This is a genomic window from Streptococcus sp. SK140 (assembly GCF_000259525.1).
In the GTDB taxonomy this organism is placed as follows: Bacteria; Bacillota; Bacilli; order Lactobacillales; family Streptococcaceae; genus Streptococcus.
This window is the reverse complement of sequence record NZ_AJML01000021.1, coordinates 134,913-157,245: the sequence shown is the minus strand read 5'-3', so window position 1 is coordinate 157,245 and position 22,333 is coordinate 134,913. Positions and strand designations below refer to the sequence as shown.

Sequence of the window (22,333 nt, the reverse complement as noted above, 5' to 3'; positions counted from 1 at the left end):
TTAGAAAGGAATTTTATGTCTATTATCCAAAAACTCTGGTGGTTTTTTAAGTTAGAAAAACGTCGTTACCTCGTTGGAATTGTGGCTCTAGTCTTGGTTTCTGTGCTCAACCTCATCCCACCGATGGTTATGGGGCGCGTAATTGATGCCATTACTTCAGGACGATTAACACAGGATGAGCTCTTGCTTCATCTCTTTTATCTCCTGCTCGCTGCTTTCGGGATGTACTATCTGCGTTACGTTTGGCGCATGTATATCCTAGGAACCTCCTACCGACTGGGACAAATCATGCGTTCAAGACTATTTGAGCACTTTACAAAAATGTCGCCTGCTTTTTATCAGAATTATCGAACAGGGGATTTGATGGCTCACGCAACTAATGATATCAATGCTCTGACTCGTCTAGCCGGTGGAGGTGTCATGTCGGCGGTGGATGCCTCGATCACAGCCTTGGTGACTTTACTAACCATGCTCTTTAGCATCTCGTGGCAGATGACCTTGGTTGCTATTCTTCCCTTGCCATTTATGGCCTATGCGACTAGTCGTTTGGGGAGAAAGACCCATAAGGCTTTCGGAGAATCACAAGCAGCCTTTTCTGAACTCAACAATAAGGTTCAGGAGTCTGTATCAGGTATTAAGGTAACCAAGTCCTTTGGTTATCAGTCTGATGAATTGGCATCTTTCCAGGAAGTCAATGATTTGACCTTCCAAAAAAATCTGCAAACCATGAAATATGATAGCCTCTTTGACCCGATGGTTTTGCTCTTTGTTGGTTCTTCTTATGCCTTAACTCTCTTAGTCGGTGCCTTTATGGTGCAAGCGGGACAAGTAACCGTTGGGAATCTGGTTACCTTTATCTCTTACTTGGATATGTTGGTCTGGCCTTTGATGGCGATTGGTTTCCTCTTTAATATCACTCAGAGAGGAAAAGTTTCTTATCAACGGATTGAGAGTCTATTGTCCCAAGAATCACCTGTCAAAGACCCAGAATCTCCACTTGACGGGATTGAAAACGGGCGTTTGGACTATGCCATTGATAGTTTTGCCTTTGAAGACGAGGAGACACTGAAAGATATTCATTTTAGTCTCGAAAAAGGGCAAACTCTGGGCTTAGTTGGACAGACTGGTTCAGGAAAAACCGCTTTGATTAAGTTGCTCCTACGTGAGTATGACGTTGATCAAGGATCCATTTATCTAAATGGCCATGACATTCGTGACTATCGACTAGCTGACTTGCGTAGTTTGATGGGATATGTCCCACAGGATCAATTTCTCTTTGCCAGCTCTATCCTAGATAATATCCGTTTTGGAAATCCTGACCTGCCTTTCTCAGAAGTAGAGAAAGTAACCAAACTGGCTCAAGTCTATCAAGATATTCAAGACATGCCCCAGGGATTTTACACGGTTATCGGTGAAAAAGGTGTCAGTCTATCTGGTGGACAAAAGCAACGTCTTGCCATGAGTCGGGCTATGATTTTAAATCCTGATATCTTGATTTTAGACGATTCCTTATCGGCGGTAGATGCCAAGACAGAGTTCGCAATTATCGATAATCTCAAGGAAACTCGCAAGGACAAGACAACCATTATCACTGCCCATCGCCTCAGTGCAGTTGTCCATGCGGATTTGATTTTGGTCATGCAAAATGGTCGCATCATTGAACGAGGCACCCATGAAGACTTACTAGCCTTGGATGGTTGGTACGCACAAACCTACCAGTCACAACAATTAGAAATGAAAGGAGAAGAAGATGCGCAATAAACAAGAACAATTGGCTGTATTGAAACGCTTGTTGTCCTATCTCAAGCCTTACGGTCTCCTCACCTTTTTAGCACTCGCTTTTCTCCTTACGACGACTGTTATCAAGAGTATCATCCCCTTGGTAGCTTCGCACTTTATCGACCAGTATCTGCATAATCTCAACCAGCTCGCTGTTACAGTTTTGCTAGCCTACTATGGTCTCTACATTCTTCAAACCATTGTCCAGTATGTGGGGAACCTTCTCTTTGCGCGTGTGTCCTACAGCATTGTTAGAGACATTCGACGTGATGCCTTTGCCAATATGGAAAAGCTAGGCATGTCTTATTTTGATAAAACACCTGCAGGTTCTATCGTTTCGCGTTTGACCAATGACACTGAGACTATTAGTGATATGTTTTCAGGAATTTTATCCAGCTTTGTCTCAGCAGTCTTTATCTTTGTGACAACCCTTTATACCATGCTTGTTCTGGACTATCGTCTGACAGCTTTGGTTCTACTCTTTTTACCCTTGATTTTCCTCTTGGTCAATCTCTACCGTAAAAAATCCGTCAAGGTTATCGAAAAAACCAGAAGTCTCTTGTCAGATATTAACAGTAAGCTGGCTGAAAATATCGAAGGGATTCGCATTATTCAAGCCTTTAATCAAGAAAAGCGCCTGCAAGAAGAGTTTGATGGGATAAACCAGGAACATCTGGTCTACGCCAACCGTTCAGTAGCTTTGGACTCCCTCTTTTTACGTCCAGCTATGAGTTTGTTGAAGCTTTTGGGCTATGCGGTTTTGATGGCTTACTTTGGTTATCGTGGTCTTTATTTAGGCATAACAGCAGGAACCATGTATGCCTTTATCCAGTATATCAATCGTCTCTTTGACCCCCTCATCGAGGTAACACAAAACTTTTCTACACTTCAGACATCTATGGTGTCAGCAGGTCGTGTTTTTGCACTTATCGATGAGACCAACTATGAACCGGTCCAAGAAGATGGACAAGCGGAGATTCAAGAAGGAAATATCCGTTTTGAACATGTGTCTTTCTCTTATGACGGAAAACATCAGATTCTCGATGATATCTCCTTTACCGTCAATAAAGGTGAAACTATTGCCTTTGTCGGACATACAGGTTCTGGGAAATCTTCTATCATTAATGTTCTCATGCGCTTTTATGAATTCCAGTCTGGTCGAGTTCTCCTAGATGGTGTGGATATTCGTAAGTATAGCCAAGAGGAATTGAGAAAAAATATCGGTCTTGTCCTACAGGAACCCTTCCTCTATCATGGGACCATCAAGTCCAATATCGCTATGTACCAAGATATCAGCGATGATCAGGTTAAGGCTGCGGCAGAATTTGTCGATGCAGATTCTTTCATTCGGGATCTTCCATTAGGCTATGATGCCCCTGTGTCTGAGCGTGGTTCGAGTTTCTCAACTGGTCAACGTCAGCTTCTTGCTTTTGCTAGAACCGTTGCCAGTCAACCGAAAATTCTGATTTTGGATGAAGCAACAGCCAATATTGATTCTGAAACAGAAGCCTTGGTCCAAAATTCTCTAGCCAAGATGAGACAGGGCCGGACGACCATTGCCATTGCCCATCGTCTTTCTACCATTCAGGATGCTAACTGTATCTATGTCCTTGATAAGGGACGTATTATTGAGAGCGGCACACACGAGGAACTTTTAGCCTTGGGAGGAACCTATCACAAGATGTATAGTTTGCAGGCAGGGGCTCTTTCTTAGAGAAGAATTCCTTTAAAATACAGATTTCTTGCACTGCCTCTTTCATTTTGTGGTATAATGTAGAATGTTTAAAGATTACATATTAAAAAACAGAGGAGAATGTGCATGCTGAAATGGGATGAACTACCTCAAGAAATGCAATTAAGTGAGGTAAAACCATACTACCAGCTTGTTTCTAAAAGAAAAGGCTCTCTGATTCTCAAGCGCTGTCTAGATTTGTTTCTAGCATTGGTCTTGTTAATCTTGACCTCACCCGTATTTCTAATTCTAAGCATTTGGATCAAGCTAGATAGCAAGGGTCCAGTCATTTACAAGCAAGTGCGGGTAACCCAGTACAACCGACATTTCAAGATTTGGAAATTCCGGACCATGGTGACCGATGCGGACAAGAAAGGAAGTCTAGTAACTTCTGCCAATGACAGCCGTATCACCAAGGTTGGAAATTTCATTCGCCGTGTTCGTTTGGATGAACTTCCACAATTGGTCAATGTTCTCAAAGGAGAGATGTCCTTTGTGGGAACTCGTCCAGAAGTACCACGCTATACTGAGCAGTACAGCCCTGAAATGATGGCTACCTTGCTCTTACCAGCAGGGATTACATCGCTTGCCAGCATTAACTATAAGGACGAGGATGCCATTATCAGTCAAATGACTGCAAAAGGTATGTCGGTCGACCAAGCTTATGTCGAAAGAGTCCTTCCAGAAAAGATGCACTATAATCTAGCCTACCTACGTGATTTTAATTTCTTCGGAGATATCAAAATCATGTTCCAGACTGTATTTGAAGTTTTAAAATAAAGTAGTCCTAAGATTGAAAACCGATAAAAGGAGTAAAACAATGCCAAAGTATAATATTCCATTTTCACCACCCGATATTACCGAAGCAGAAATTGCTGAAGTAGCAGATACCCTCCGTTCTGGTTGGATTACAACAGGACCTAAGACAAAAGAATTGGAGCGTCGTCTGTCCGTCTATACTCAGACACCTAAGACAGTCTGCCTTAACTCTGCAACAGCAGCTCTTGAATTGATCTTGCGCGTGCTTGAAGTGGGGCCTGGCGATGAAGTTATCGTTCCAGCTATGACTTATACAGCATCATGTAGCGTTATCACTCACGTAGGTGCGACACCAGTAATGGTTGATATCCAAGGTGATACCTTTGAAATGGACTATGACAAACTTGAGCAAGCGATTACTGAGAAGACTAAGGTTATCATCCCAGTAGAACTTGCAGGGATTATCTGTGACTATGACCGTTTGTTCCAAGTTGTTGAGAAGAAACGTGACCTCTTTACAGCTACTAGCAAGTGGCAAAAAGTCTTTAACCGTATCGTTGTTGTATCAGATAGCGCCCATGCTTTGGGTTCAACCTACAAGGGACAACCAGCTGGTTCCATTGCAGACTTTACATCATTCTCTTTCCACGCAGTTAAGAATTTTACAACTGCTGAAGGAGGAAGTGCGACCTGGAAAGCTAATCCAGCTATTGACGATGAAGAAATGTACAAGGAATTCCAAATCCTATCTCTTCATGGTCAAACGAAGGATGCGCTAGCTAAGATGCAACTAGGTTCATGGGAATACGATATCGTAACTCCTGCCTACAAGTGCAACATGACGGATATCATGGCTTCAATTGGTTTGGTACAATTGGATCGTTATCCTAGCTTGCTTCAACGTCGAAAAGAAATCGTAACTCGCTATGACCGTGGATTTACAGGAACTCGTATTCACCCATTGGCGCATGAGACAGATACTGTTGAATCTTGTCGTCACCTTTATGTTACCCATGTAGAAGGTGCTAGTCTTGAGCAACGTAATCAAATCATCCAAGAATTGGCCAAAGCTGGAATCGCAAGTAACGTTCACTACAAACCGCTTCCACTTTTGACTGCCTATAAGAATCTTGGCTTTGACATGGCAAACTATCCTAAAGCTTATGCCTACTTTGTAAACGAGATTACACTACCGCTTCACACCAAATTAACGGATGAAGAAGTAGATTATATCATTGAGACTTTTGTCAAAGTTTCTGATGAAGTTCTAGGTGCTTCACAAAAATAATTAAAAAAATTAGTAAAAAATTAGTGAAAACGGTTGACAAAGAAAAAACAATAACATATAATTAACTCAACAAATCAGAAAAGTAATTATTTTTAATCTTCAGGGAGCCTGTGGTTACTGTGAACAGGTGGTTGGAACTAGTGAAATTGGGCTGATTTTAAAAGTGAATTTGAAACAATGAAAATTCGGTAGGCACACCTTACAGTGCAACTTGTTGTTAGACAAGGCAGAGATGTAAAGGGGATATTCTCTTTACAAATGAGGTGGTACCGCGTTACAAACGCCCTCACATGGAAGTAGATTCCGTGTGTGGGCTTTTTCATATTTTGGAACAATGGAAAAGAGGAAAAATTTATGACAACTAAAGGTTATTTTGGACAGTTTGGTGGTAGTTTTGTACCAGAACCAATTCAGGCTTTATTAGATGAGTTGGAAGTGACTTTTGATAAATACAAGGATGATCCAGAGTTTTTAGCTGAGTTTCGCCATTACTTGAAGGATTATTCAGGTCGTGAAACACCGCTCTATTTTGCAGAAAGTTTGACAGAGCACCTAGGTGGAGCTAAGATTTATCTCAAGCGTGAAGATCTTAACCATCTTGGGTCACACAAACTTAACAATGTCCTTGGACAAATCCTTCTTGCTAAACGCATGGGTAAAAAACGTGTGATTGCTGAGACAGGAGCTGGGCAGCACGGTGTTGCGACAGCTGCAGCTGCAGCCAAATTTGGTATGGCATGTGATGTCTACATGGGGGCAGAAGATGTGGAGCGTCAACGTCTCAATGTCTTCCGTATGGAGATGATGGGAGCAACTGTTCACGCAGTTGAAACTGGTACTCGTACCCTCAAAGATGCGGTTGATGCAGCCTTTGGAGCATGGATGAATGACCTTGAAGCCTTCTACGTTTTAGGATCTGCTGTAGGCCCTCATCCTTATCCAACGATTGTTCATGAATTCCAAAAGGTTATTAGTGAAGAATCACGTCGTCAAATCTTGGAAAAAGAAGGACGTCTACCAGACTACGTCATTGCCTGTGTGGGCGGTGGTTCCAATGCTATCGGAGCTTTTTCACAGTATGTAGCTGATGAAGAAGTAAAATTGGTTGGGGTAGAAGCTGCTGGTCACGGTTTAGATACCGACAAACACGCGGCAACAATGACCAAGGGTAGTGTAGGGATTGTCGATGGAATGAAAACCTATGCAGTCTTTGGCGAAGATGGAAATGTTGCACCTGTTTACTCTATCTCTGCTGGTTTAGACTATCCAGGGGTTGGACCAGAACACGCATTCTTTAAAGACTCTGGTCGTGTAGAGTATGTCGCAGCGACTGATGAAGAAGCTGTCCAAGCCTTGCTTTTACTTAGCAAGACTGAGGGAATTATCCCAGCTATTGAAAGCTCCCATGCTATTGCAGAAGCAGTCAAACGAGCACCAAAACTAAGTAAAGACGAGATTATCGTCATTAATGTCTCTGGTCGTGGAGACAAGGACGTAGCTGCTATTGCAGACTACCTTGAAGATAAAAAATAAAAGATGGAAAAGATACAGAGATTTCTCTCACAGAGAGCTTGTGGTTGCTGAAAACAAGCAGAGAAAGCTGTAAGGTTGGGTCCGTCTGAAATGAGAGAAGAAAACATGATTCTCAAGGGAGTGCCCTTTATCGCACAGCCTGTTACAAGAAGGTTCTGAGACAGGAATGAGAGATAGGAGAAATCCTATAATTGAGGTGGCACCGCGAATTTCGTCCTCACGCAAGTTATTTTGCGTGGGGATTTTTTGTAGAATAAACACGGAATTTAAGAAGAACTGAAAGGGAAATTACAATGGAACGAATCATTCATGGAGATGTTTTATCACCAATCTTGGCGTATATGCGTTTAAATGGACAACACAAGGTTATACTTGAAAGTATCCCAAGAGAAAAGGAAAATGCTCGATTTTCTATCTTAGCCTATAACCCAGTTTTTGAAATTAAGTTTGAAAATGGAGTTCTTTATCAAAATGGGCAAGTCATTGATCGTGACCCCTTGGATTTCCTCTATGAGGTGACTCATAAGAGCCAGCACCATTCAGACCTACCTTTTGGTGGTGGAGCCATCGGCTTTGTTGGATATGATATGATTTCTCTCTATGAAGAAATTGGTCAGCTTCCTGAGGATACGATTGGGACGCCAGATATGCATTTCTTCGTCTATGAGAGCTACATAGTTTTTGACCACAAGAAAGAAAAAATTCATATCATCGAGGATGCTCTCTACAGTGATCGAAGCAATGATGAGCTAGAAGTGGCTTTGGATCAAGTTTTAGAGGAGTTAAAAATCCCAGCATCAAATGAATTTGAAGATTTGGACGTTTCTCCACTTCAGTTTAGACCACATATCGCTCCTCAGAAATTTGAAGAAATGGTAGAAACAGCTCGCGACTTGATTCGCAATGGAGATATGTTCCAATGCGTGCTCAGTCAACGCTTCTCCGCAGAGGTAACTGGAAATCCTTTTGACTTTTACAGAAATCTCCGAGTGACAAATCCATCAAATTACCTCTACTTTTATGACTTCAGAGATTATCAAATCATCGGTGCCAGTCCTGAGAGCTTGGTTTCCGTAAAAAACGGTATTGTAACAACCAATCCGATTGCAGGTACGCGACCTAGAGGTGCCAATGACGAGGAAGATGCAGCACTTGCAAGTGATCTACTTTCTGATGAAAAGGAAACGGCAGAACACCGAATGCTAGTGGATCTAGGACGCAATGATATCGGTCGAATTGCTGAAACAGCAAGTGTCCAAGTAACCAAGTATATGGAAGTGGAACTTTTCCGCTATGTCATGCATTTGACCAGCGTGGTTAAAGGACGTTTGCTTCCAGAACTGACTGCCATGGATGCCTTGAAAGCGACTCTTCCTGCAGGAACAGTTTCTGGGGCCCCTAAGATTCGTGCTATGAAACGCATTTATGAATTAGAAACAGAGAAACGAGGCGTTTATGCCGGAGCTATCGGCTACCTTTCAGCAACTGGAGATATGGACTTTGCCATTGCTATTCGAACCATGATTCTTAAAAATAAAACAGCCTATGTACAGGCTGGTGCAGGAATTGTTTATGATTCCATCGCTCAGAATGAATACCAGGAAACCATTAACAAAGCTAAATCTATGACTAGAATGGGAGAACTAAGACCATGATTTTATTGATTGATAATTATGATTCATTTACCTATAACTTGGCTCAATACATTGGGAATTTCGCAGAAGTTCAGGTTTTGAGAAATGATGATCCAACTCTTTATGAAGAAGCTACAAAGGCAGATGGACTGGTCTTTTCTCCTGGCCCAGGTTGGCCAGCTGATGCTGGGAAGATGGAAGAAATGATTCGTGATTTTGCAGGTAAGAAACCGATTCTAGGGATTTGTTTAGGGCACCAAGCCATCGCAGAAGTCTTCGGTGGTAAGTTGGGTTTGGCTCCTAAAGTTATGCACGGTAAACAAAGCCAGATTCGATTTGAGACTCCTTCAGTTCTCTATCAAGGAATCGAGGATAATCGTCCAGTCATGCGTTACCACAGTATTTTAATTGAAGAGATGCCAGAAGAGTTTGAAGTGACAGCTCGTTCGACAGATGACCAAGCCATTATGGGGATCCAACACAAAACTCTTCCGATTTATGGCTTGCAGTATCATCCAGAAAGTATTGGAACGCCAGATGGCCTATCTTCTATTCAGAATTTTATCGAGAAAGTTGTAAAGTGAGGAACACAAAATGAAAGAAATTATTGAAAAATTAGCGAACTTTGAAGATTTATCAAGTGTTGAAATGACAGATGTGATTGAACGCATCGTAACAGGACGTGTGACGGAAGCACAAATCGCTTCACTACTGTTAGCCCTCAAGATGAAGGGAGAAACACCTGAAGAAAGAACAGCCCTCGCCCAAGTTATGAGAGGACATGCTCAACACATTCCAACCAACATTCAAGATGCTATGGATAATTGCGGTACGGGTGGAGATAAGTCATTTAGCTTCAACATTTCTACAACTGCAGCCTTTGTCTTGGCAGGTGGTGGCATCCACATGGCCAAACATGGCAATCGCTCCATCTCTTCTAAATCTGGTTCGGCAGATGTCTTGCAAGCTTTGGGAATCAATATTGACCTCAAACCAGCACAATTGGGTAAGGTATTTGATCAAACAGGTATTGTCTTTCTCTTCGCCAAAAACATGCACCCAGCTATGAAATATATCATGCCAGCACGCTTGGAGTTGGGAATTCCAACCATCATGAATTTGACAGGCCCACTGATTCACCCAATGGTCTTGGAAACACAGCTTCTAGGGATCAGTCGCCCAGAACTTCTGGAAAGTACTGCTCAGGTCTTGAAAAATATGGGCCGCAAACGTGCCATTGTAGTAGCTGGTCCAGAAGGATTGGATGAAGCTGGTTTGAATGGGACTACCAGCATTGCCCTTCTTGAAAATGGTGAAATCACTTTGTCAACCTTTACCCCAGAAGATTTGGGAATGGAACGCATTGCTATTGAGGACATTCGTGGGGGAAATGCTCATGAGAATGCAGCCATCCTTGTCAGTGTTCTTAATAACGAACCAAGTCCATTCTTGGAAACAACCGTTTTAAATGCTGGTCTAGGATTCTACGCCAATGGTAAAACAGACAGTATCAAGGACGGAGTTGAAATGGCACGTCAAGTGATTGCTAGTGGTAAGGCCCTTGAAAAACTCAGACTATTACAGGAGTACCAAAAATGAGTCAGGAATTTTTGTCACGTATCTTAGAGCAGAAGGCACGTGAAGTTGAAAAGATGGAGCGAGAGGAGCTTCAGCCCCTGCGAGCAAGCTATCGCTTAGCTGAATATTTGAAAAACCATCAAGAACGTCTGCAAATCATTGCGGAGGTCAAGAAGGCGAGTCCAAGTATGGGTGATATCAATCTGGATGTGGATATCGTTCAACAGGCCCAGACTTACGAGGCTAACGGCGCTGTTATGATTTCTGTATTGACAGATGAAGTTTTTTTCAAGGGTCATTTGGATTATCTTCGTGAGATTTCCAATCAAGTACAGATTCCGACACTGAACAAGGACTTTATCATCGATGAAAAGCAAATCATCCGTGCTCGCAATGCAGGTGCGACAGTTATCTTGCTTATCGTAGCGGCTTTATCAGAAGAACGCCTCAAGGAACTGTATGACTATGCGACAGAGATTGGTCTAGAAGTATTAGTGGAAACTCATAATCTAGCAGAGCTAGAAGTAGCCCACCGCCTTGGAGCTCAAATTATCGGTGTGAATAATCGTAATTTGACTACCTTTGAAGTTGACTTGCAGACTAGTGTAGACTTGGCCCAATACTTTAAGGACGATTGCTTGTACATTTCTGAATCTGCTATTTTTACAGAAGCAGATGCGAAACGAGTTGCCCCCTACTTTAACGGAATTTTGGTAGGAACAGCCCTCATGCAGGCAGAAGATGTAGCCCAGAGAATCAAGGAGTTGCAGATTGACAAAGGTTAAGATTTGTGGACTATCGACCAAAGGAGCGGTAGAAACAGCTGTGTCAGCAGGGGCCGACTACATCGGTTTTGTCTTTGCTCCTAGCAAAAGACAAGTGACCTTGGGACAAGCAGCAAAGCTGGCTGAGATTATTCCTACAAATGTAAAAAAGGTTGGCGTATTTGTTTCACCAAGTCGGGAGGAATTACTAGAAGCGATTGAAAAGGTCGATTTAGACTTAGTCCAAATTCATGGCCAGGTGGCGGATGATTTGTTTGAGAATTTACCTTGTACTAGCATTCAGGCAGTACAGGTGGGTGGAGATGGTCACGTGCCAAGTTCTCAGGCAGATTATCTACTCTTTGATGCACCTGTGGCAGGAAGTGGTCAGACCTTTGACTGGGGTCAACTGGATACGAAAGATCTATCTCAGCCTTTCTTCATCGCAGGTGGGCTAAATGAAGCCAATGTAGAAGAAGCAATTCAACACTTTACTCCCTTTGCAGTAGATGTATCAAGTGGGGTAGAGACAGACGGACAAAAAGATCATGAAAAGATAAGAAGATTTATAGAGAGGGTAAAACATGGCATATCAAGAACCAAATAAAGAAGGATTTTACGGAAAATTCGGTGGACGTTTTGTCCCAGAAACATTGATGACAGCAGTATTGGAGTTGGAAGAAGCTTATCGTGAAAGTCAGGCAGATCCAAGTTTCCAAGAAGAGTTAAACCAACTTTTGCGCCAGTATGTAGGACGTGAAACACCTCTTTACTACGCAAAAAACTTGACCCAGCATATTGGTGGAGCCAAGATTTACCTCAAACGTGAAGACCTCAACCATACAGGTGCACACAAGATTAACAATGCCTTGGGACAAGTTCTTCTCGCTAAACGCATGGGCAAAAAGAAAATTATCGCTGAAACTGGTGCCGGTCAGCACGGTGTGGCAACTGCAACAGCTGCAGCTCTTTTCAACATGGAATGTACTATCTATATGGGTGAGGAAGATGTTAAACGCCAAGCCCTCAATGTCTTCCGTATGGAACTTTTGGGAGCCAAGGTGAAAGCTGTAACAGATGGTTCGCGCGTGCTCAAGGATGCGGTCAATGCAGCCCTTCGTTCTTGGGTAGCAAATATCGATGATACCCACTATATCCTTGGTTCTGCCTTGGGACCTCATCCTTTCCCAGAAATTGTTCGTGATTTCCAAAGTGTCATTGGTCGAGAAGCTAAACAACAGTACCGTGAATTGACAGGTGAAAATCTACCAGATGCGCTAGTTGCCTGTGTTGGTGGTGGTTCGAATGCTATCGGTCTCTTCCATCCATTTGTGGAAGATGAATCTGTAGCTATGTATGGAGCTGAAGCGGCAGGACTTGGTGTGGATACAGAGCATCACGCAGCTACCTTGACCAAGGGTAGACCAGGTGTTCTCCACGGTTCGCTCATGGATGTGCTCCAAGATGCCCATGGACAAATCTTAGAAGCCTTCTCTATCTCAGCAGGTTTGGACTACCCAGGTATCGGTCCAGAACATTCTCATTACCACGATATCAAGCGTGCGACTTATGTGCCTGTGACAGATGAGGAAGCATTGGAAGGTTTCCAACTCTTGTCACGTGTGGAAGGGATTATCCCAGCTTTGGAATCTAGTCATGCTATCGCCTTTGCGGTGAAATTAGCCAAAGAACTTGGTCCAGACAAGTCTATGATTGTCTGTCTATCAGGTCGCGGAGACAAGGATGTAGTTCAAGTTAAAGACCGCTTGGAAGCAGACGCAGCAAAGAAGGGAGAAGCTCATGCCTAAGACACTGACAGAAAAACTGAACGCTATTAAAGCAACTGGAAAGGGAATTTTTGTCCCCTATATTATGGCTGGAGATCACGAAAAAGGATTAGATGGTCTCGGTGAAACAATTCACTTTTTAGAAAATTTGGGTGTGTCTGCCATTGAGGTAGGAGTTCCTTTCTCGGACCCGGTTGCAGATGGTCCTGTTATTGAAGAAGCAGGCTTGCGCAGTCTAGCTCGCGGAACCTCTACCCAGGCTTTGGTTGAAACTTTGAAAACCATTGAAACAGAAATTCCGCTTGTCATCATGACCTACTTTAACCCCCTCTTTCAGTACGGTGTGGAGAAATTGGTTAAAGACCTTGCTGATACAGCAGTCAAAGGTTTGATTATACCAGACCTCCCTCATGAGCACGCCAACTTTGTAGAGCCATATTTGGCGGAAACAGACATTGCTTTGATTCCTTTAGTCAGCTTGACGACAGGAATTGAGCGTCAAAAGGAACTCATTGAAGGGGCAGAAGGATTTGTCTATGCCGTTGCTATCAATGGGGTGACAGGGAAATCAGGAAATTACCGAGATGACTTGGACAAGCACTTGTCCCAACTTCATCAAGTGGCTGACATTCCAGTTTTAACAGGATTTGGTGTATCCACTCAGGCTGATGTGGAACGTTTCAATGCGGTCTCTGATGGTGTTATCGTCGGTTCCAAGATTGTTAAAGCTCTACATGAAGGACAAATAGCAGAAATCGCTGACTTTATCCGAGAAGCAGTAGCTTACCAAAAATAATCACACAAGCAGCCAGTAAGAGGAAAGGCACAAAAGGAAGTCTTTCCTTTTTCTTTAGCAGGAGAAAGGCTAGAATGCCGGTTGAAGAAGCAAATTGAATGAGAATCAGTATTTCTGTAAGTGTAAAAACTAGGGCACAAGAAGATAGAAAGAGAAAATCTCCTGCCCCTATGCGGATATCGATGAAATGAGCAATGATTCCAAGAATCAAGAAAAAAGCCATGATTAGATTCCAACTAGAGCAAGCCATTAGAAGTAGATGAAAGAAAATCCATACCAGTAAAGGATACTCCTGATGGCGAAAGTCGTAGATGCCCAAGGTCAGACCAGCGCTGATTAGGATGACTTGCCCCAAAGTTAGAAAATCCCAAGAGAAAGCTAGAAAGAGCAGTCCTAAGCACAACTCAAAGAGGGCATACCAAACAGGATAGCGAGCCTTGCAATAGCGACAGCGAAAGCGATAGACTACTTGAGAAACAATCGGAATCAAATCTAGTGGTCTCAAGCGAGTCTGACAAGAATCACAGTGACTTGCAGGAAAGACGATGGATTGTTCAGGGAAGCGATCGATGACTAAGCCTAGAAAGGAAGCAAGAATCGTTCCAACAAGAAAAAAATAAAGATGAATCATACTTATTTATTCGGAAAAAATAAGAGAAAGAGTATAATAGTTGGATATAGGAGAAGTTTTAGGAACAAATATGAAAATTCACTTTGAAAAAGGACTTCAGTCAGAAAATGCCCAACTCATTTGTCAGTGGTCTAATGCTTTGGGAGAAAGTTTTCAGAAGCAATGGATGGGACCAAAGATTTCTTATCCCTTGATTGCCCAATCCTTACAAAAACTAGAAGGGATTTTTTCCATTTTTGCTGGAGAAGAGTTTGTAGGCATCATCCAGAAAATCAAATTAGAAGATAAAAATCTTCATATCGGAAGATTTCTCATAGCTCCACAGAAGCAGGGAAAAGGAATAGGTAGGAAAACTTTCCAAGGTTTCGTTCAAGAAATGTTTGAAAATGAAGAAATTGAGAGTATTTCCCTAACGGTTTTTGAGTCAAATCAAATAGCTAGAGACCTCTACCAAAAAGAGGGATTTGAAATTGTTCAAACCATTGAAGTTCCAGAACGTAAATACATAATGAGAAAATCTAGGTAAGAACTAAATTACACTAGAAATTGTCCCCTTACAATTTTTAATTCTCAAACTTGTTGCAGAGAAATTTTCTTGATAAAATAGATACATGACGAGATATAAAGCTATAATTTCTTATGACGGCTACGCTTTTGCGGGTTTCCAGCGGCAACCTCACGCGCGTAGTGTCCAAGAGGAAATTGAAAAAACTTTAACAAAATTAAATAAGGGACAAGCCATTACCATTCATGGCGCTGGGCGAACGGACAGTGGCGTTCATGCTTTAGGTCAGGTCATCCATTTTGACCTTCCCTATCAGATGGATGAGGAAAAACTTCGTTTTGCTCTCGATACCCAAAGTCCTGAAGATATCGATGTGATTTCGATTGAGATAGTGGCTGACGATTTTCATTGCCGTTATGCTAAGCATAGCAAGACCTACGAGTTTATCGTGGATAGAGGACGTCCTAAAAATCCTATGCGTCGCCATTATGCAACTCATTATCCCTATCCACTTGATGTGGAGCGGATGCAGCTTGCTGTAAAAAAACTAGAGGGAACACATGACTTTACTGGTTTTACAGCCTCAGGAACTAGTGTGGAAGACAAGGTAAGAACGATCACGGAAGCTAGTCTTAGGGTTGATGAAACAGGGCAGTTCTTGACCTTTACCTTCTCAGGCAATGGTTTCCTCTATAAGCAGATTCGAAATATGGTTGGAACCCTGCTGAAAATTGGCAACAACCGTATGCCGATTGAACAGATTGACCTCATCTTAGAGAAAAAAGACAGACAGTTGGCAGGTCCAACTGCAGCGTCTAATGGTTTGTATTTGAAGGAGATTCGTTATGAAGAATAATCGTATTTTAGCACTTTCAGGAAATGATATTTTTAGTGGTGGTGGATTAGCTGCTGACCTTGCCACCTATACTTTGAATGGTTTGCATGGATTTGTAGCCATGACCTGCTTGACTGCTTTGACAGAAAATGGTTTTGAAGTCTTTCCGACGGATGAGACTATTTTCCAACAACAGTTGGATAGCCTGAAAAGTGTAGACTTTGGAGGGATTAAGATTGGTCTCTTGCCGACAGTCGGTGTTGCTGAGAGAGCTTTGAATTTCATCAAGGAAAGATCAGGAGTTCCTGTCGTCTTGGACCCTGTATTGGTTTGTAAGGAAACGCACGACGTTGCAGTCAGCGAGCTCTGTCAAGAGTTGATTCGCTTTTTCCCTTATGTATCAGTGATTACTCCGAATCTTCCTGAGGCAGAGTTACTTGCAGACCAAAAGATTGAAAGTCTGGAAGATATGAAGGCTGTAGCGCAGAAATTACATGACTTGGGTGCACCAGCAGTGATTATCAAGGGTGGAAATCGCCTCAGTCAGGATAAGGCTGTGGATGTCTTTTATGATGGGGAGAATTTCACAATCCTTGAAAATCCAGTCATCCAAGGACAAAATGCTGGTGCAGGATGTACCTTTGCATCTAGTATTGCCAGTCAGTTAGTCAAGGGAGAGGAACTATTACCAGCAATTGAAACTTCCAAAGCCTTTGTTTACCGTGCCATTGCACAAGCAGATCAATATGGAGTGAGACAATATGAAGCAAACCAAAACAACTAAAATTGCCCTAGTATCCATCTTGGCAGCTAGTTCTGTCGTATTGGGGTATTTTATAAAAATCCCGACACCAACTGGGTTTCTAACACTTTTGGACGTTGGAGTCTTCTTCACAGCCTTTTACTTTGGCAGTCGTGAAGGGGCCGTTGTTGGAGGTTTAGCAGGATTTCTTATTGATCTCATTTCAGGCTACCCTCAGTGGATGATTTTTAGCTTAATTAACCATGGTTTCCAAGGCTATTTCGCAGGTTTTAAAGGGAAATGGCAATGGCTAGGCTTAGTCTTAGCGACTTTATTCATGGTAGCTGGTTATGCCTTGGCATCAGCTTGGATGAATGGTTGGGGAGCAGCTATTCCAGAAATCATCCCAAATCTCATGCAAAATATCGTTGGAATGACTCTAGGATTTCTTCTTTGTCATAGTGTAAAGAAATTCAGATAATAGTGAAAAAAGGAAACCTACCCCGAACTATTAGGGAACTATTGAAAAAACTCTGATTATTTGCTAAAATGAAAGCTATGAAAACACTCTACGATGTGCAACAATTTCTCAAACAGTTTGGTATCATTGTCTATATGGGAAAACGTCTCTATGACATTGAACTGATGAAGATCGAGCTATCTCGAATCTATGATGCAGGCTTGATGGACAAGCTGGATTATCTTGAAGCGGAGGCTGTTCTTCGCAGAGAGCACAAACTAGAATTAGACTATTTAGAAAAAAATGGAGATTAAGTAATATGGTAACTTGGGTATTATGGGGACTTATTATAGCGATGTTGGCTTGGATGGGATATAACTATCTTCGCATTCGTCGTGCAGCGAAAATTGTAGACAATGCAGAGTTTGAGTCTTTAATTCGTACAGGTCAGTTGATTGATTTGCGTGATCCAGCTGATTTTCATAGAAAACATATCCTCGGAGCTCGTAATATCCCTTCAAATCAATTGAAGACAAGTCTTGCAGCTCTTCGCAAGGATAAACCTGTCCTTCTCTATGAAAACCAACGTGCGCAACGTGTCACAAACGCAGCACTTTTCTTGAAAAAACAAGGTTTCTCAGAAATCTATATCCTCTCTTACGGATTGGATTCTTGGACAGGGAAGGTGAAATCGAATTAACAATGTGAAAAATCTTGTCACATATGTTTAATATAAAGTCTTGGCTTTTTATGGTATAATTGTTAGTATAAAATTTAAGGAGTTTTTGAAGATGAAAGAAAAGAAAAAACCATCACTTGTTTTAGGTGTCCTATCTATCGTCCTTGGTTTGCTATCTCCAATCGTAGGTCTCGTTTTGGGGATCATTGGTCTAGTCTTGGCTAATTCACATCAAAAAGAATCTGAGCTTGATTACAAAACAGAACGAATTCTTAATATCGTAGGGATTGTAATTTCTGTAGTTAACTGGGTTGCAGGGCTCATCTTAATGATGCACTAATCAGGATTCTAACAAAAAAAGCTTTATCTTTAAAAGCTTTTTTTGTTTTATCCAATTGATAAAGCTAATTTTTATAGTATTATTCATTTGTATGAGTTTAAGGAGTTTTTAGAATATGCAAGAAAAGAAAAAAGCGTCACTTGTTTTAGGTATTTTGTCTATCATTCTTGGTTTGCTTTCGCCGGTGGTAAGTTTGATTTTGGGGATTATTGGTCTAGTCTTAGCTAACTCACATCAAAAAGAATCTGGCCTAGACTATAAGAGAGAGAAAAATCTGTCCATCCTAGGGATTGTAATTTCTGCACTTCACTTTATTTTAGGTGTCATGGTATTTATACGCTAAAGAAGATTTTAAAAAGCTTTATTTGTTTAAAGCTTTTTTTGTTTTATCCACTGTTTTCTAAGTAAGCTTTAATAACCTGTAATTCTTCTTTGTTTAGAAGTCGGCAATCACCTTCTGCTAGTTCAGGGTCTAATAGGAAATCCCCGAACTGAACTCGTTTGAGAGCAGTGACCTTGACACCAACTGAGAGGAACATTTTCTTGACCTGATGAAATTTCCCTTCAGAGATGGTGATGGTGGCTCGGCTGAGATCAGGGCTTGAAGATAGAATCTCAAGCTGAGCAGGTTTACAAACAGTTCCATCAAGAAAAACAATCCCATCTTTAAATTCTTGAATATGGTCGGAAGTTAGTGGCCCATTGACCTCTACTTGGTAAGTTTTATTGACATGATATTGAGGATGGAGGAGTTGAAAACCTAGAGGTCCATTATCCGTTAAGAGAAGGAGCCCCGTCGTATCTCGATCCAGACGACCGATGGCGTAGAGTTGCTCTGACTGGAGATGCTGAGGAAGGAGGTCCATGACCGTTGGGAGTTTCTTATCCTTGCTTGCAGTCACGACTCCATTTGGCTTATGGAGCATGAGGTAGGTGTGTTCATATCCTTGGATTTTTCTATCTTTGAAAATCAGCTCTTGCAACCCGGTATCAACATTCTGTGCAAAGGAACTTGCAGGGAGTCCATCTACAAAGATTTCTTTTTTCAGAAGAGCTTGTTTCATGGCTTTTCGACTGATTTTTTCTTGGGCTAATAATTTATCTAAACGCATACCAGCCTATCTTATCACAAGTCGGGATTTTTGAAAAGAAAAGAGAAGGAATGAATTTTCTTTTGAAAACATTTACACTTACTTGAATTAAGTCATTTGCTTAAAATTGTGGTATAATCGTTCAGTTAGAAAATAAATTTTTGAATACAATAGAGGAAATCATGACAAAATTAAGAGAAGATATCCGTAATATCGCGATTATCGCCCACGTCGACCACGGTAAAACGACCCTCGTTGACGAATTGTTGAAACAATCTGAAACTCTTGACGCGCGTACAGAGTTAGCTGAGCGTGCAATGGACTCAAACGATATTGAGAAAGAGCGTGGAATCACTATCCTTGCGAAAAATACAGCAGTTGCCTACAACGGAACTCGTATCAACATCATGGACACACCAGGACACGCGGACTTCGGTGGAGAAGTTGAACGTATCATGAAAATGGTTGACGGTGTTGTTTTGGTCGTAGATGCTTACGAAGGAACTATGCCACAGACTCGTTTCGTATTGAAAAAAGCCTTGGAACAAGACCTTGTGCCTATCGTTGTGGTTAACAAAATTGATAAGCCATCAGCTCGTCCAGCAGAAGTAGTAGATGAAGTCTTGGAACTTTTCATCGAGCTTGGTGCGGATGATGACCAGCTTGACTTCCCAGTCGTTTATGCGTCAGCGATCAACGGAACATCTTCATTGTCAGATGATCCAGCAGATCAAGAAAAGACTATGGCGCCAATATTTGATACGATTATCGATCACATTCCAGCTCCGGTTGATAACTCTGATGAGCCTCTTCAATTCCAAGTGTCACTTCTTGACTACAATGACTTCGTAGGACGTATCGGTATCGGACGTGTCTTCCGTGGTAGTGTAAAGGTTGGGGACCAAGTTACCCTTTCTAAACTTGATGGTACAACTAAGAACTTCCGTGTCACAAAACTCTTTGGTTTCTTTGGTTTGGAACGCCGTGAAATTCAAGAAGCCAAGGCAGGTGACTTGATTGCCGTATCAGGTATGGAAGATATCTTCGTTGGTGAAACTATTACTCCAACAGATGCAGTTGAAGCTCTTCCAGTTCTTCATATCGATGAACCAACACTCCAAATGACCTTCTTGGTCAACAACTCACCATTTGCTGGTAAAGAAGGTAAATGGGTAACTTCTCGTAAGGTAGAAGAGCGCCTTCAAGCAGAATTGCAAACAGACGTTTCCCTTCGTGTTGACCCAACTGATTCACCAGATAAATGGACGGTTTCAGGACGTGGGGAATTGCACTTGTCAATCCTTATCGAAACAATGCGTCGTGAAGGCTATGAGCTTCAAGTATCTCGTCCAGAAGTTATCGTAAAAGAAATCGATGGAGTTAAATGTGAGCCATTTGAACGTGTTCAAATCGACACACCAGAAGAATACCAAGGATCTGTTATCCAAAGCCTTTCTGAACGTAAAGGTGAAATGTTGGATATGATTTCAACTGGTAATGGTCAAACTCGTTTGGTCTTCCTTGTTCCAGCGCGTGGTTTGATTGGATACTCAACTGAATTCTTGTCAATGACTCGTGGTTACGGTATCATGAACCATACCTTTGACCAATACTTGCCATTGATTCCAGGTGAAATCGGTGGACGTCACCGTGGTGCCCTTGTTTCTATTGATACAGGTAAGGCAACAACATACTCTATCATGTCTATCGAAGAACGTGGAACAATCTTTGTTAACCCAGGTACTGAGGTTTACGAAGGAATGATCATCGGTGAAAACTCTCGTGAAAATGACTTGACTGTTAATATTACGAAAGCGAAACAAATGACCAACGTTCGTTCAGCAACTAAGGACCAAACAGCGGTTATCAAGACTCCTCGTATCTTGACTCTTGAAGAATCACTTGAGTTCTTGAACGACGATGAATACATGGAAGTAACGCCTGAATCTATCCGTTTGCGTAAACAAATCCTTAACAAGGCAGAGCGTGAGAAAGCAAACAAAAAGAAAAAATCAGCTGAATAAGAGCTAGAAAGAGCAGAAAATGGTCTATTTAATCATAGGGATTTTATTACTCTTACTCTATATATTTGCGACACCTCAAAGTATCAAGGGAACGGTTAATATTGTAATTCTTGTTTTTGGTCTCGTTTCCCTCGTGATTTTGCTTATGTTGTCCATCCTGCAAATCTTTCAGCTACCAACAGAATTCTTTATTACAGTAGCCATGCTGGTCCTTACTTACTTTAGTTTGCGAGATATCAGTCTCATGTCGATTCGAAAAAAACATTAGTCATCAATTCGAATCCTAAAATAACAAAAACTTCTATTAGCAACGAGTTGGCTAATAGAAGTTTTTTTGATTAAGAAGATAGATTGCTTTTTTCTTCAGAATAGCGTTGATAGAAGTCAACTTTCAGTTGGATAAAGTTTTCCAATTCGCGCAGGAGTTGAAGTAAGGTTGCGCGCGTTTCAAATTCTTCCCTTGTTTTAGGGAGGTTACGATTGCGAAATACCTGCAGGTAGCTTTCAATATCATTCAATAAATCGTTGGCAGGATTGGTTTGACTGAGTTGATCTGCAATTTTAGCGAATAGCTGGGCAAGGATTAGGCTTTCGCTTGCGGCTAGATTACAGGTGTTGATTTGCTGGGCCATATTACGAAGAATGCGACTCTGTCTCTGTCTCATTTCGAAATAGTGGATATGATAATCGGTCTGATGAAAGAGGTGGTCAGAGTGATCAAGATAGACCAGTTTGAGAGCTTCTTCAAGAAGCTGATCCAGTTCTTCAACGAGTTGGGCACGGTTACGACCATCGCCCTTCCCAAGATAATATTCAAAACGTTGTAGGATGTGTTTGAGTTTTTCTTCTACCTTTAGATGGTAGAGATGGATTTCTTCTTGCCGAGAAGGCATGTAAAGATTGACAGTCAAGGCGAATCCCGTACCGATCAGAAATAGGAGGAGTTCATTCACTAGCAGTTCTGGTGATGTAGACTTCTGAACCAAGAGATGACTGACCAGGACACTACTCGGGGTAATGCCAATCTCCCAGCCCAATTTATAGGCTAGAGGGACATAGAGGGCCAAATAGAGACCAAAACTCCAGATGTGATAGCCAGTCAGGTGAAAGGAAAGGACACCAATGAAAAGAGCAAGAAGGGTTGAAAATAAACGATTGCGAGCTAGCTTAATGGTGCTTCGACGGGTATCCGATAAGCTCAATAGGGCAATGATACCAGCGGACACTGCTGAAGATAAATCCAGAAAGTAGGCTAGAACACAGGCCAAACAGGTCGCCAGAACGAGTTTAAAAGTACGTTGAGTGATAGACATGAGACATTTCCTATAATAAATGATAGAAACCAGACAAAACAAGCCCTAAATAGGCTTGCCTTG

The 22,333-nt window shown here is 41.9% G+C and carries 25 protein-coding genes and 2 other annotated features; of the genes, 22 read left to right on the top strand and 3 right to left on the bottom strand.

Translation table 11 applies throughout. The features are described 5' to 3' along the window. The first annotated feature begins 15 nt into the window (after positions 1 to 15). From HMPREF1116_RS05725 to trpA, 12 genes are all read left to right on the top strand, one after another. Entirely contained in the window at positions 16 to 1,761 is a 1,746-nt protein-coding gene (locus HMPREF1116_RS05725) for an ABC transporter ATP-binding protein (protein ID WP_000022632.1), read from the top strand. Then, entirely contained in the window at positions 1,751 to 3,493 is a 1,743-nt protein-coding gene (locus tag HMPREF1116_RS05720; protein ID WP_001244861.1) for an ABC transporter ATP-binding protein, read from the top strand. The genes HMPREF1116_RS05725 and HMPREF1116_RS05720 overlap by 11 nt, the downstream gene beginning before the upstream one ends. A gap of 105 nt (positions 3,494 to 3,598) precedes the next feature. Further along, positions 3,599 to 4,291, top strand: a complete 693-nt coding sequence (locus HMPREF1116_RS05715) for a sugar transferase (protein ID WP_000922181.1) — start codon at positions 3,599 to 3,601, stop codon at positions 4,289 to 4,291. 40 nt (positions 4,292 to 4,331) lie between these two features. Then, positions 4,332 to 5,558, top strand: a complete 1,227-nt coding sequence (locus HMPREF1116_RS05710; RefSeq protein ID WP_001127355.1) for a DegT/DnrJ/EryC1/StrS family aminotransferase — start codon at positions 4,332 to 4,334, stop codon at positions 5,556 to 5,558. Between the two features lie 66 nt (positions 5,559 to 5,624). Further along, positions 5,625 to 5,849: a binding site (T-box leader), on the top strand. Positions 5,850 to 5,912: 63 nt separating this feature from the next. Beyond that, positions 5,913 to 7,091: a tryptophan synthase subunit beta gene (trpB, locus tag HMPREF1116_RS0102140; protein WP_000208448.1), complete on the top strand. Its 1,179-nt coding sequence runs from the start codon at positions 5,913 to 5,915 to the stop codon at positions 7,089 to 7,091. Next, positions 7,088 to 7,313, top strand: a binding site (T-box leader). It overlaps the preceding gene by 4 nt. A 71-nt stretch (positions 7,314 to 7,384) precedes the next feature. Further along, a complete protein-coding gene (gene trpE / locus HMPREF1116_RS05700; RefSeq protein ID WP_000439674.1) occupies positions 7,385 to 8,746 on the top strand; it encodes an anthranilate synthase component I in 1,362 nt (453 codons plus the stop codon). Further along, on the top strand, positions 8,743 to 9,309 hold the full coding sequence (locus HMPREF1116_RS05695; protein ID WP_000601917.1) for an aminodeoxychorismate/anthranilate synthase component II: 567 nt from the start codon (positions 8,743 to 8,745) through the stop codon (positions 9,307 to 9,309). Before trpE ends, HMPREF1116_RS05695 begins: the two co-directional genes overlap by 4 nt. Before the next feature lie 10 nt (positions 9,310 to 9,319). Further along, positions 9,320 to 10,324, top strand: a complete 1,005-nt coding sequence (trpD, locus tag HMPREF1116_RS05690) for an anthranilate phosphoribosyltransferase (RefSeq protein WP_000658718.1) — start codon at positions 9,320 to 9,322, stop codon at positions 10,322 to 10,324. Next, positions 10,321 to 11,088 (top strand): indole-3-glycerol phosphate synthase TrpC, encoded by a 768-nt coding sequence (gene trpC, locus HMPREF1116_RS05685; protein WP_000076570.1) that lies wholly within the window; start codon positions 10,321 to 10,323, stop codon positions 11,086 to 11,088. The genes trpD and trpC overlap by 4 nt, the downstream gene beginning before the upstream one ends. Beyond that, entirely contained in the window at positions 11,075 to 11,674 is a 600-nt protein-coding gene (locus tag HMPREF1116_RS05680) for a phosphoribosylanthranilate isomerase (RefSeq protein WP_000169930.1), read from the top strand. Before trpC ends, HMPREF1116_RS05680 begins: the two co-directional genes overlap by 14 nt. Next, positions 11,652 to 12,875, top strand: coding sequence for a tryptophan synthase subunit beta (gene trpB, locus HMPREF1116_RS05675; protein ID WP_000331308.1), 1,224 nt, complete (start codon positions 11,652 to 11,654; stop codon positions 12,873 to 12,875). Before HMPREF1116_RS05680 ends, trpB (HMPREF1116_RS05675) begins: the two co-directional genes overlap by 23 nt. Continuing rightward, entirely contained in the window at positions 12,868 to 13,650 is a 783-nt protein-coding gene (gene trpA / locus HMPREF1116_RS05670; protein WP_001127038.1) for a tryptophan synthase subunit alpha, read from the top strand. The genes trpB (HMPREF1116_RS05675) and trpA overlap by 8 nt, the downstream gene beginning before the upstream one ends. Here the strand turns inward: trpA and HMPREF1116_RS05665 are convergent. Then, on the bottom strand, positions 13,619 to 14,281 hold the full coding sequence (locus tag HMPREF1116_RS05665) for a prepilin peptidase (RefSeq protein ID WP_000581618.1): 663 nt from the start codon (positions 14,279 to 14,281) through the stop codon (positions 13,619 to 13,621). The genes trpA and HMPREF1116_RS05665 overlap by 32 nt on opposite strands. 70 nt (positions 14,282 to 14,351) lie before the next feature. Between HMPREF1116_RS05665 and HMPREF1116_RS05660 the strand changes: the two genes are divergently transcribed. The 8 genes from HMPREF1116_RS05660 (at position 14,352) to HMPREF1116_RS05625 (ending at position 18,185) form a co-directional block, all read left to right on the top strand. Continuing rightward, on the top strand, positions 14,352 to 14,807 hold the full coding sequence (locus tag HMPREF1116_RS05660) for a GNAT family N-acetyltransferase (protein ID WP_000690690.1): 456 nt from the start codon (positions 14,352 to 14,354) through the stop codon (positions 14,805 to 14,807). 85 nt (positions 14,808 to 14,892) lie between these two features. Further along, entirely contained in the window at positions 14,893 to 15,642 is a 750-nt protein-coding gene (gene truA / locus HMPREF1116_RS05655; protein WP_000199148.1) for a tRNA pseudouridine(38-40) synthase TruA, read from the top strand. Then, positions 15,632 to 16,405, top strand: a complete 774-nt coding sequence (locus HMPREF1116_RS05650) for a bifunctional hydroxymethylpyrimidine kinase/phosphomethylpyrimidine kinase (protein ID WP_000794745.1) — start codon at positions 15,632 to 15,634, stop codon at positions 16,403 to 16,405. Before truA ends, HMPREF1116_RS05650 begins: the two co-directional genes overlap by 11 nt. Next, positions 16,383 to 16,844: an ECF transporter S component gene (locus HMPREF1116_RS05645; protein ID WP_000814958.1), complete on the top strand. Its 462-nt coding sequence runs from the start codon at positions 16,383 to 16,385 to the stop codon at positions 16,842 to 16,844. The genes HMPREF1116_RS05650 and HMPREF1116_RS05645 overlap by 23 nt, the downstream gene beginning before the upstream one ends. Positions 16,845 to 16,912: 68 nt before the next feature. Continuing rightward, positions 16,913 to 17,137 (top strand): YqgQ family protein, encoded by a 225-nt coding sequence (locus tag HMPREF1116_RS05640; protein ID WP_000646475.1) that lies wholly within the window; start codon positions 16,913 to 16,915, stop codon positions 17,135 to 17,137. 5 nt (positions 17,138 to 17,142) lie between these two features. After that, the gene (locus HMPREF1116_RS05635) at positions 17,143 to 17,523 is read left to right on the top strand and encodes a rhodanese-like domain-containing protein (RefSeq protein WP_000259322.1); all 381 of its coding nucleotides are present in this window, start codon (positions 17,143 to 17,145) and stop codon (positions 17,521 to 17,523) included. A 91-nt stretch (positions 17,524 to 17,614) separates the two neighbouring features. Then, the gene (locus HMPREF1116_RS05630) at positions 17,615 to 17,842 is read left to right on the top strand and encodes a hypothetical protein (protein ID WP_000660082.1); all 228 of its coding nucleotides are present in this window, start codon (positions 17,615 to 17,617) and stop codon (positions 17,840 to 17,842) included. Between the two features lie 115 nt (positions 17,843 to 17,957). Continuing rightward, positions 17,958 to 18,185 carry a hypothetical protein gene (locus HMPREF1116_RS05625; protein WP_001156564.1) on the top strand — a complete coding sequence of 76 codons (228 nt, stop codon included), beginning with the start codon at positions 17,958 to 17,960 and terminating at the stop codon, positions 18,183 to 18,185. 43 nt (positions 18,186 to 18,228) lie between these two features. Here the strand turns inward: HMPREF1116_RS05625 and HMPREF1116_RS05620 are convergent, their stop codons facing one another. Next, positions 18,229 to 18,954, bottom strand: a complete 726-nt coding sequence (locus tag HMPREF1116_RS05620; RefSeq protein ID WP_001234952.1) for a pseudouridine synthase — start codon at positions 18,952 to 18,954, stop codon at positions 18,229 to 18,231. A 161-nt stretch (positions 18,955 to 19,115) separates the two neighbouring features. Between HMPREF1116_RS05620 and typA the strand changes: the two genes are divergently transcribed. Together typA and HMPREF1116_RS05610 are read left to right on the top strand one after the other, a co-directional pair. Beyond that, positions 19,116 to 20,957 carry a translational GTPase TypA gene (gene typA, locus HMPREF1116_RS05615; RefSeq protein WP_000164118.1) on the top strand — a complete coding sequence of 614 codons (1,842 nt, stop codon included), beginning with the start codon at positions 19,116 to 19,118 and terminating at the stop codon, positions 20,955 to 20,957. Between the two features lie 19 nt (positions 20,958 to 20,976). Further along, positions 20,977 to 21,225 carry a DUF3165 family protein gene (locus HMPREF1116_RS05610; RefSeq protein ID WP_000262656.1) on the top strand — a complete coding sequence of 83 codons (249 nt, stop codon included), beginning with the start codon at positions 20,977 to 20,979 and terminating at the stop codon, positions 21,223 to 21,225. Between the two features lie 70 nt (positions 21,226 to 21,295). Here the strand turns inward: HMPREF1116_RS05610 and HMPREF1116_RS05605 are convergent, their stop codons facing one another. After that, entirely contained in the window at positions 21,296 to 22,270 is a 975-nt protein-coding gene (locus HMPREF1116_RS05605; RefSeq protein ID WP_000029009.1) for an aromatic acid exporter family protein, read from the bottom strand. Between the last annotated feature and the right edge of the window lie 63 nt (positions 22,271 to 22,333).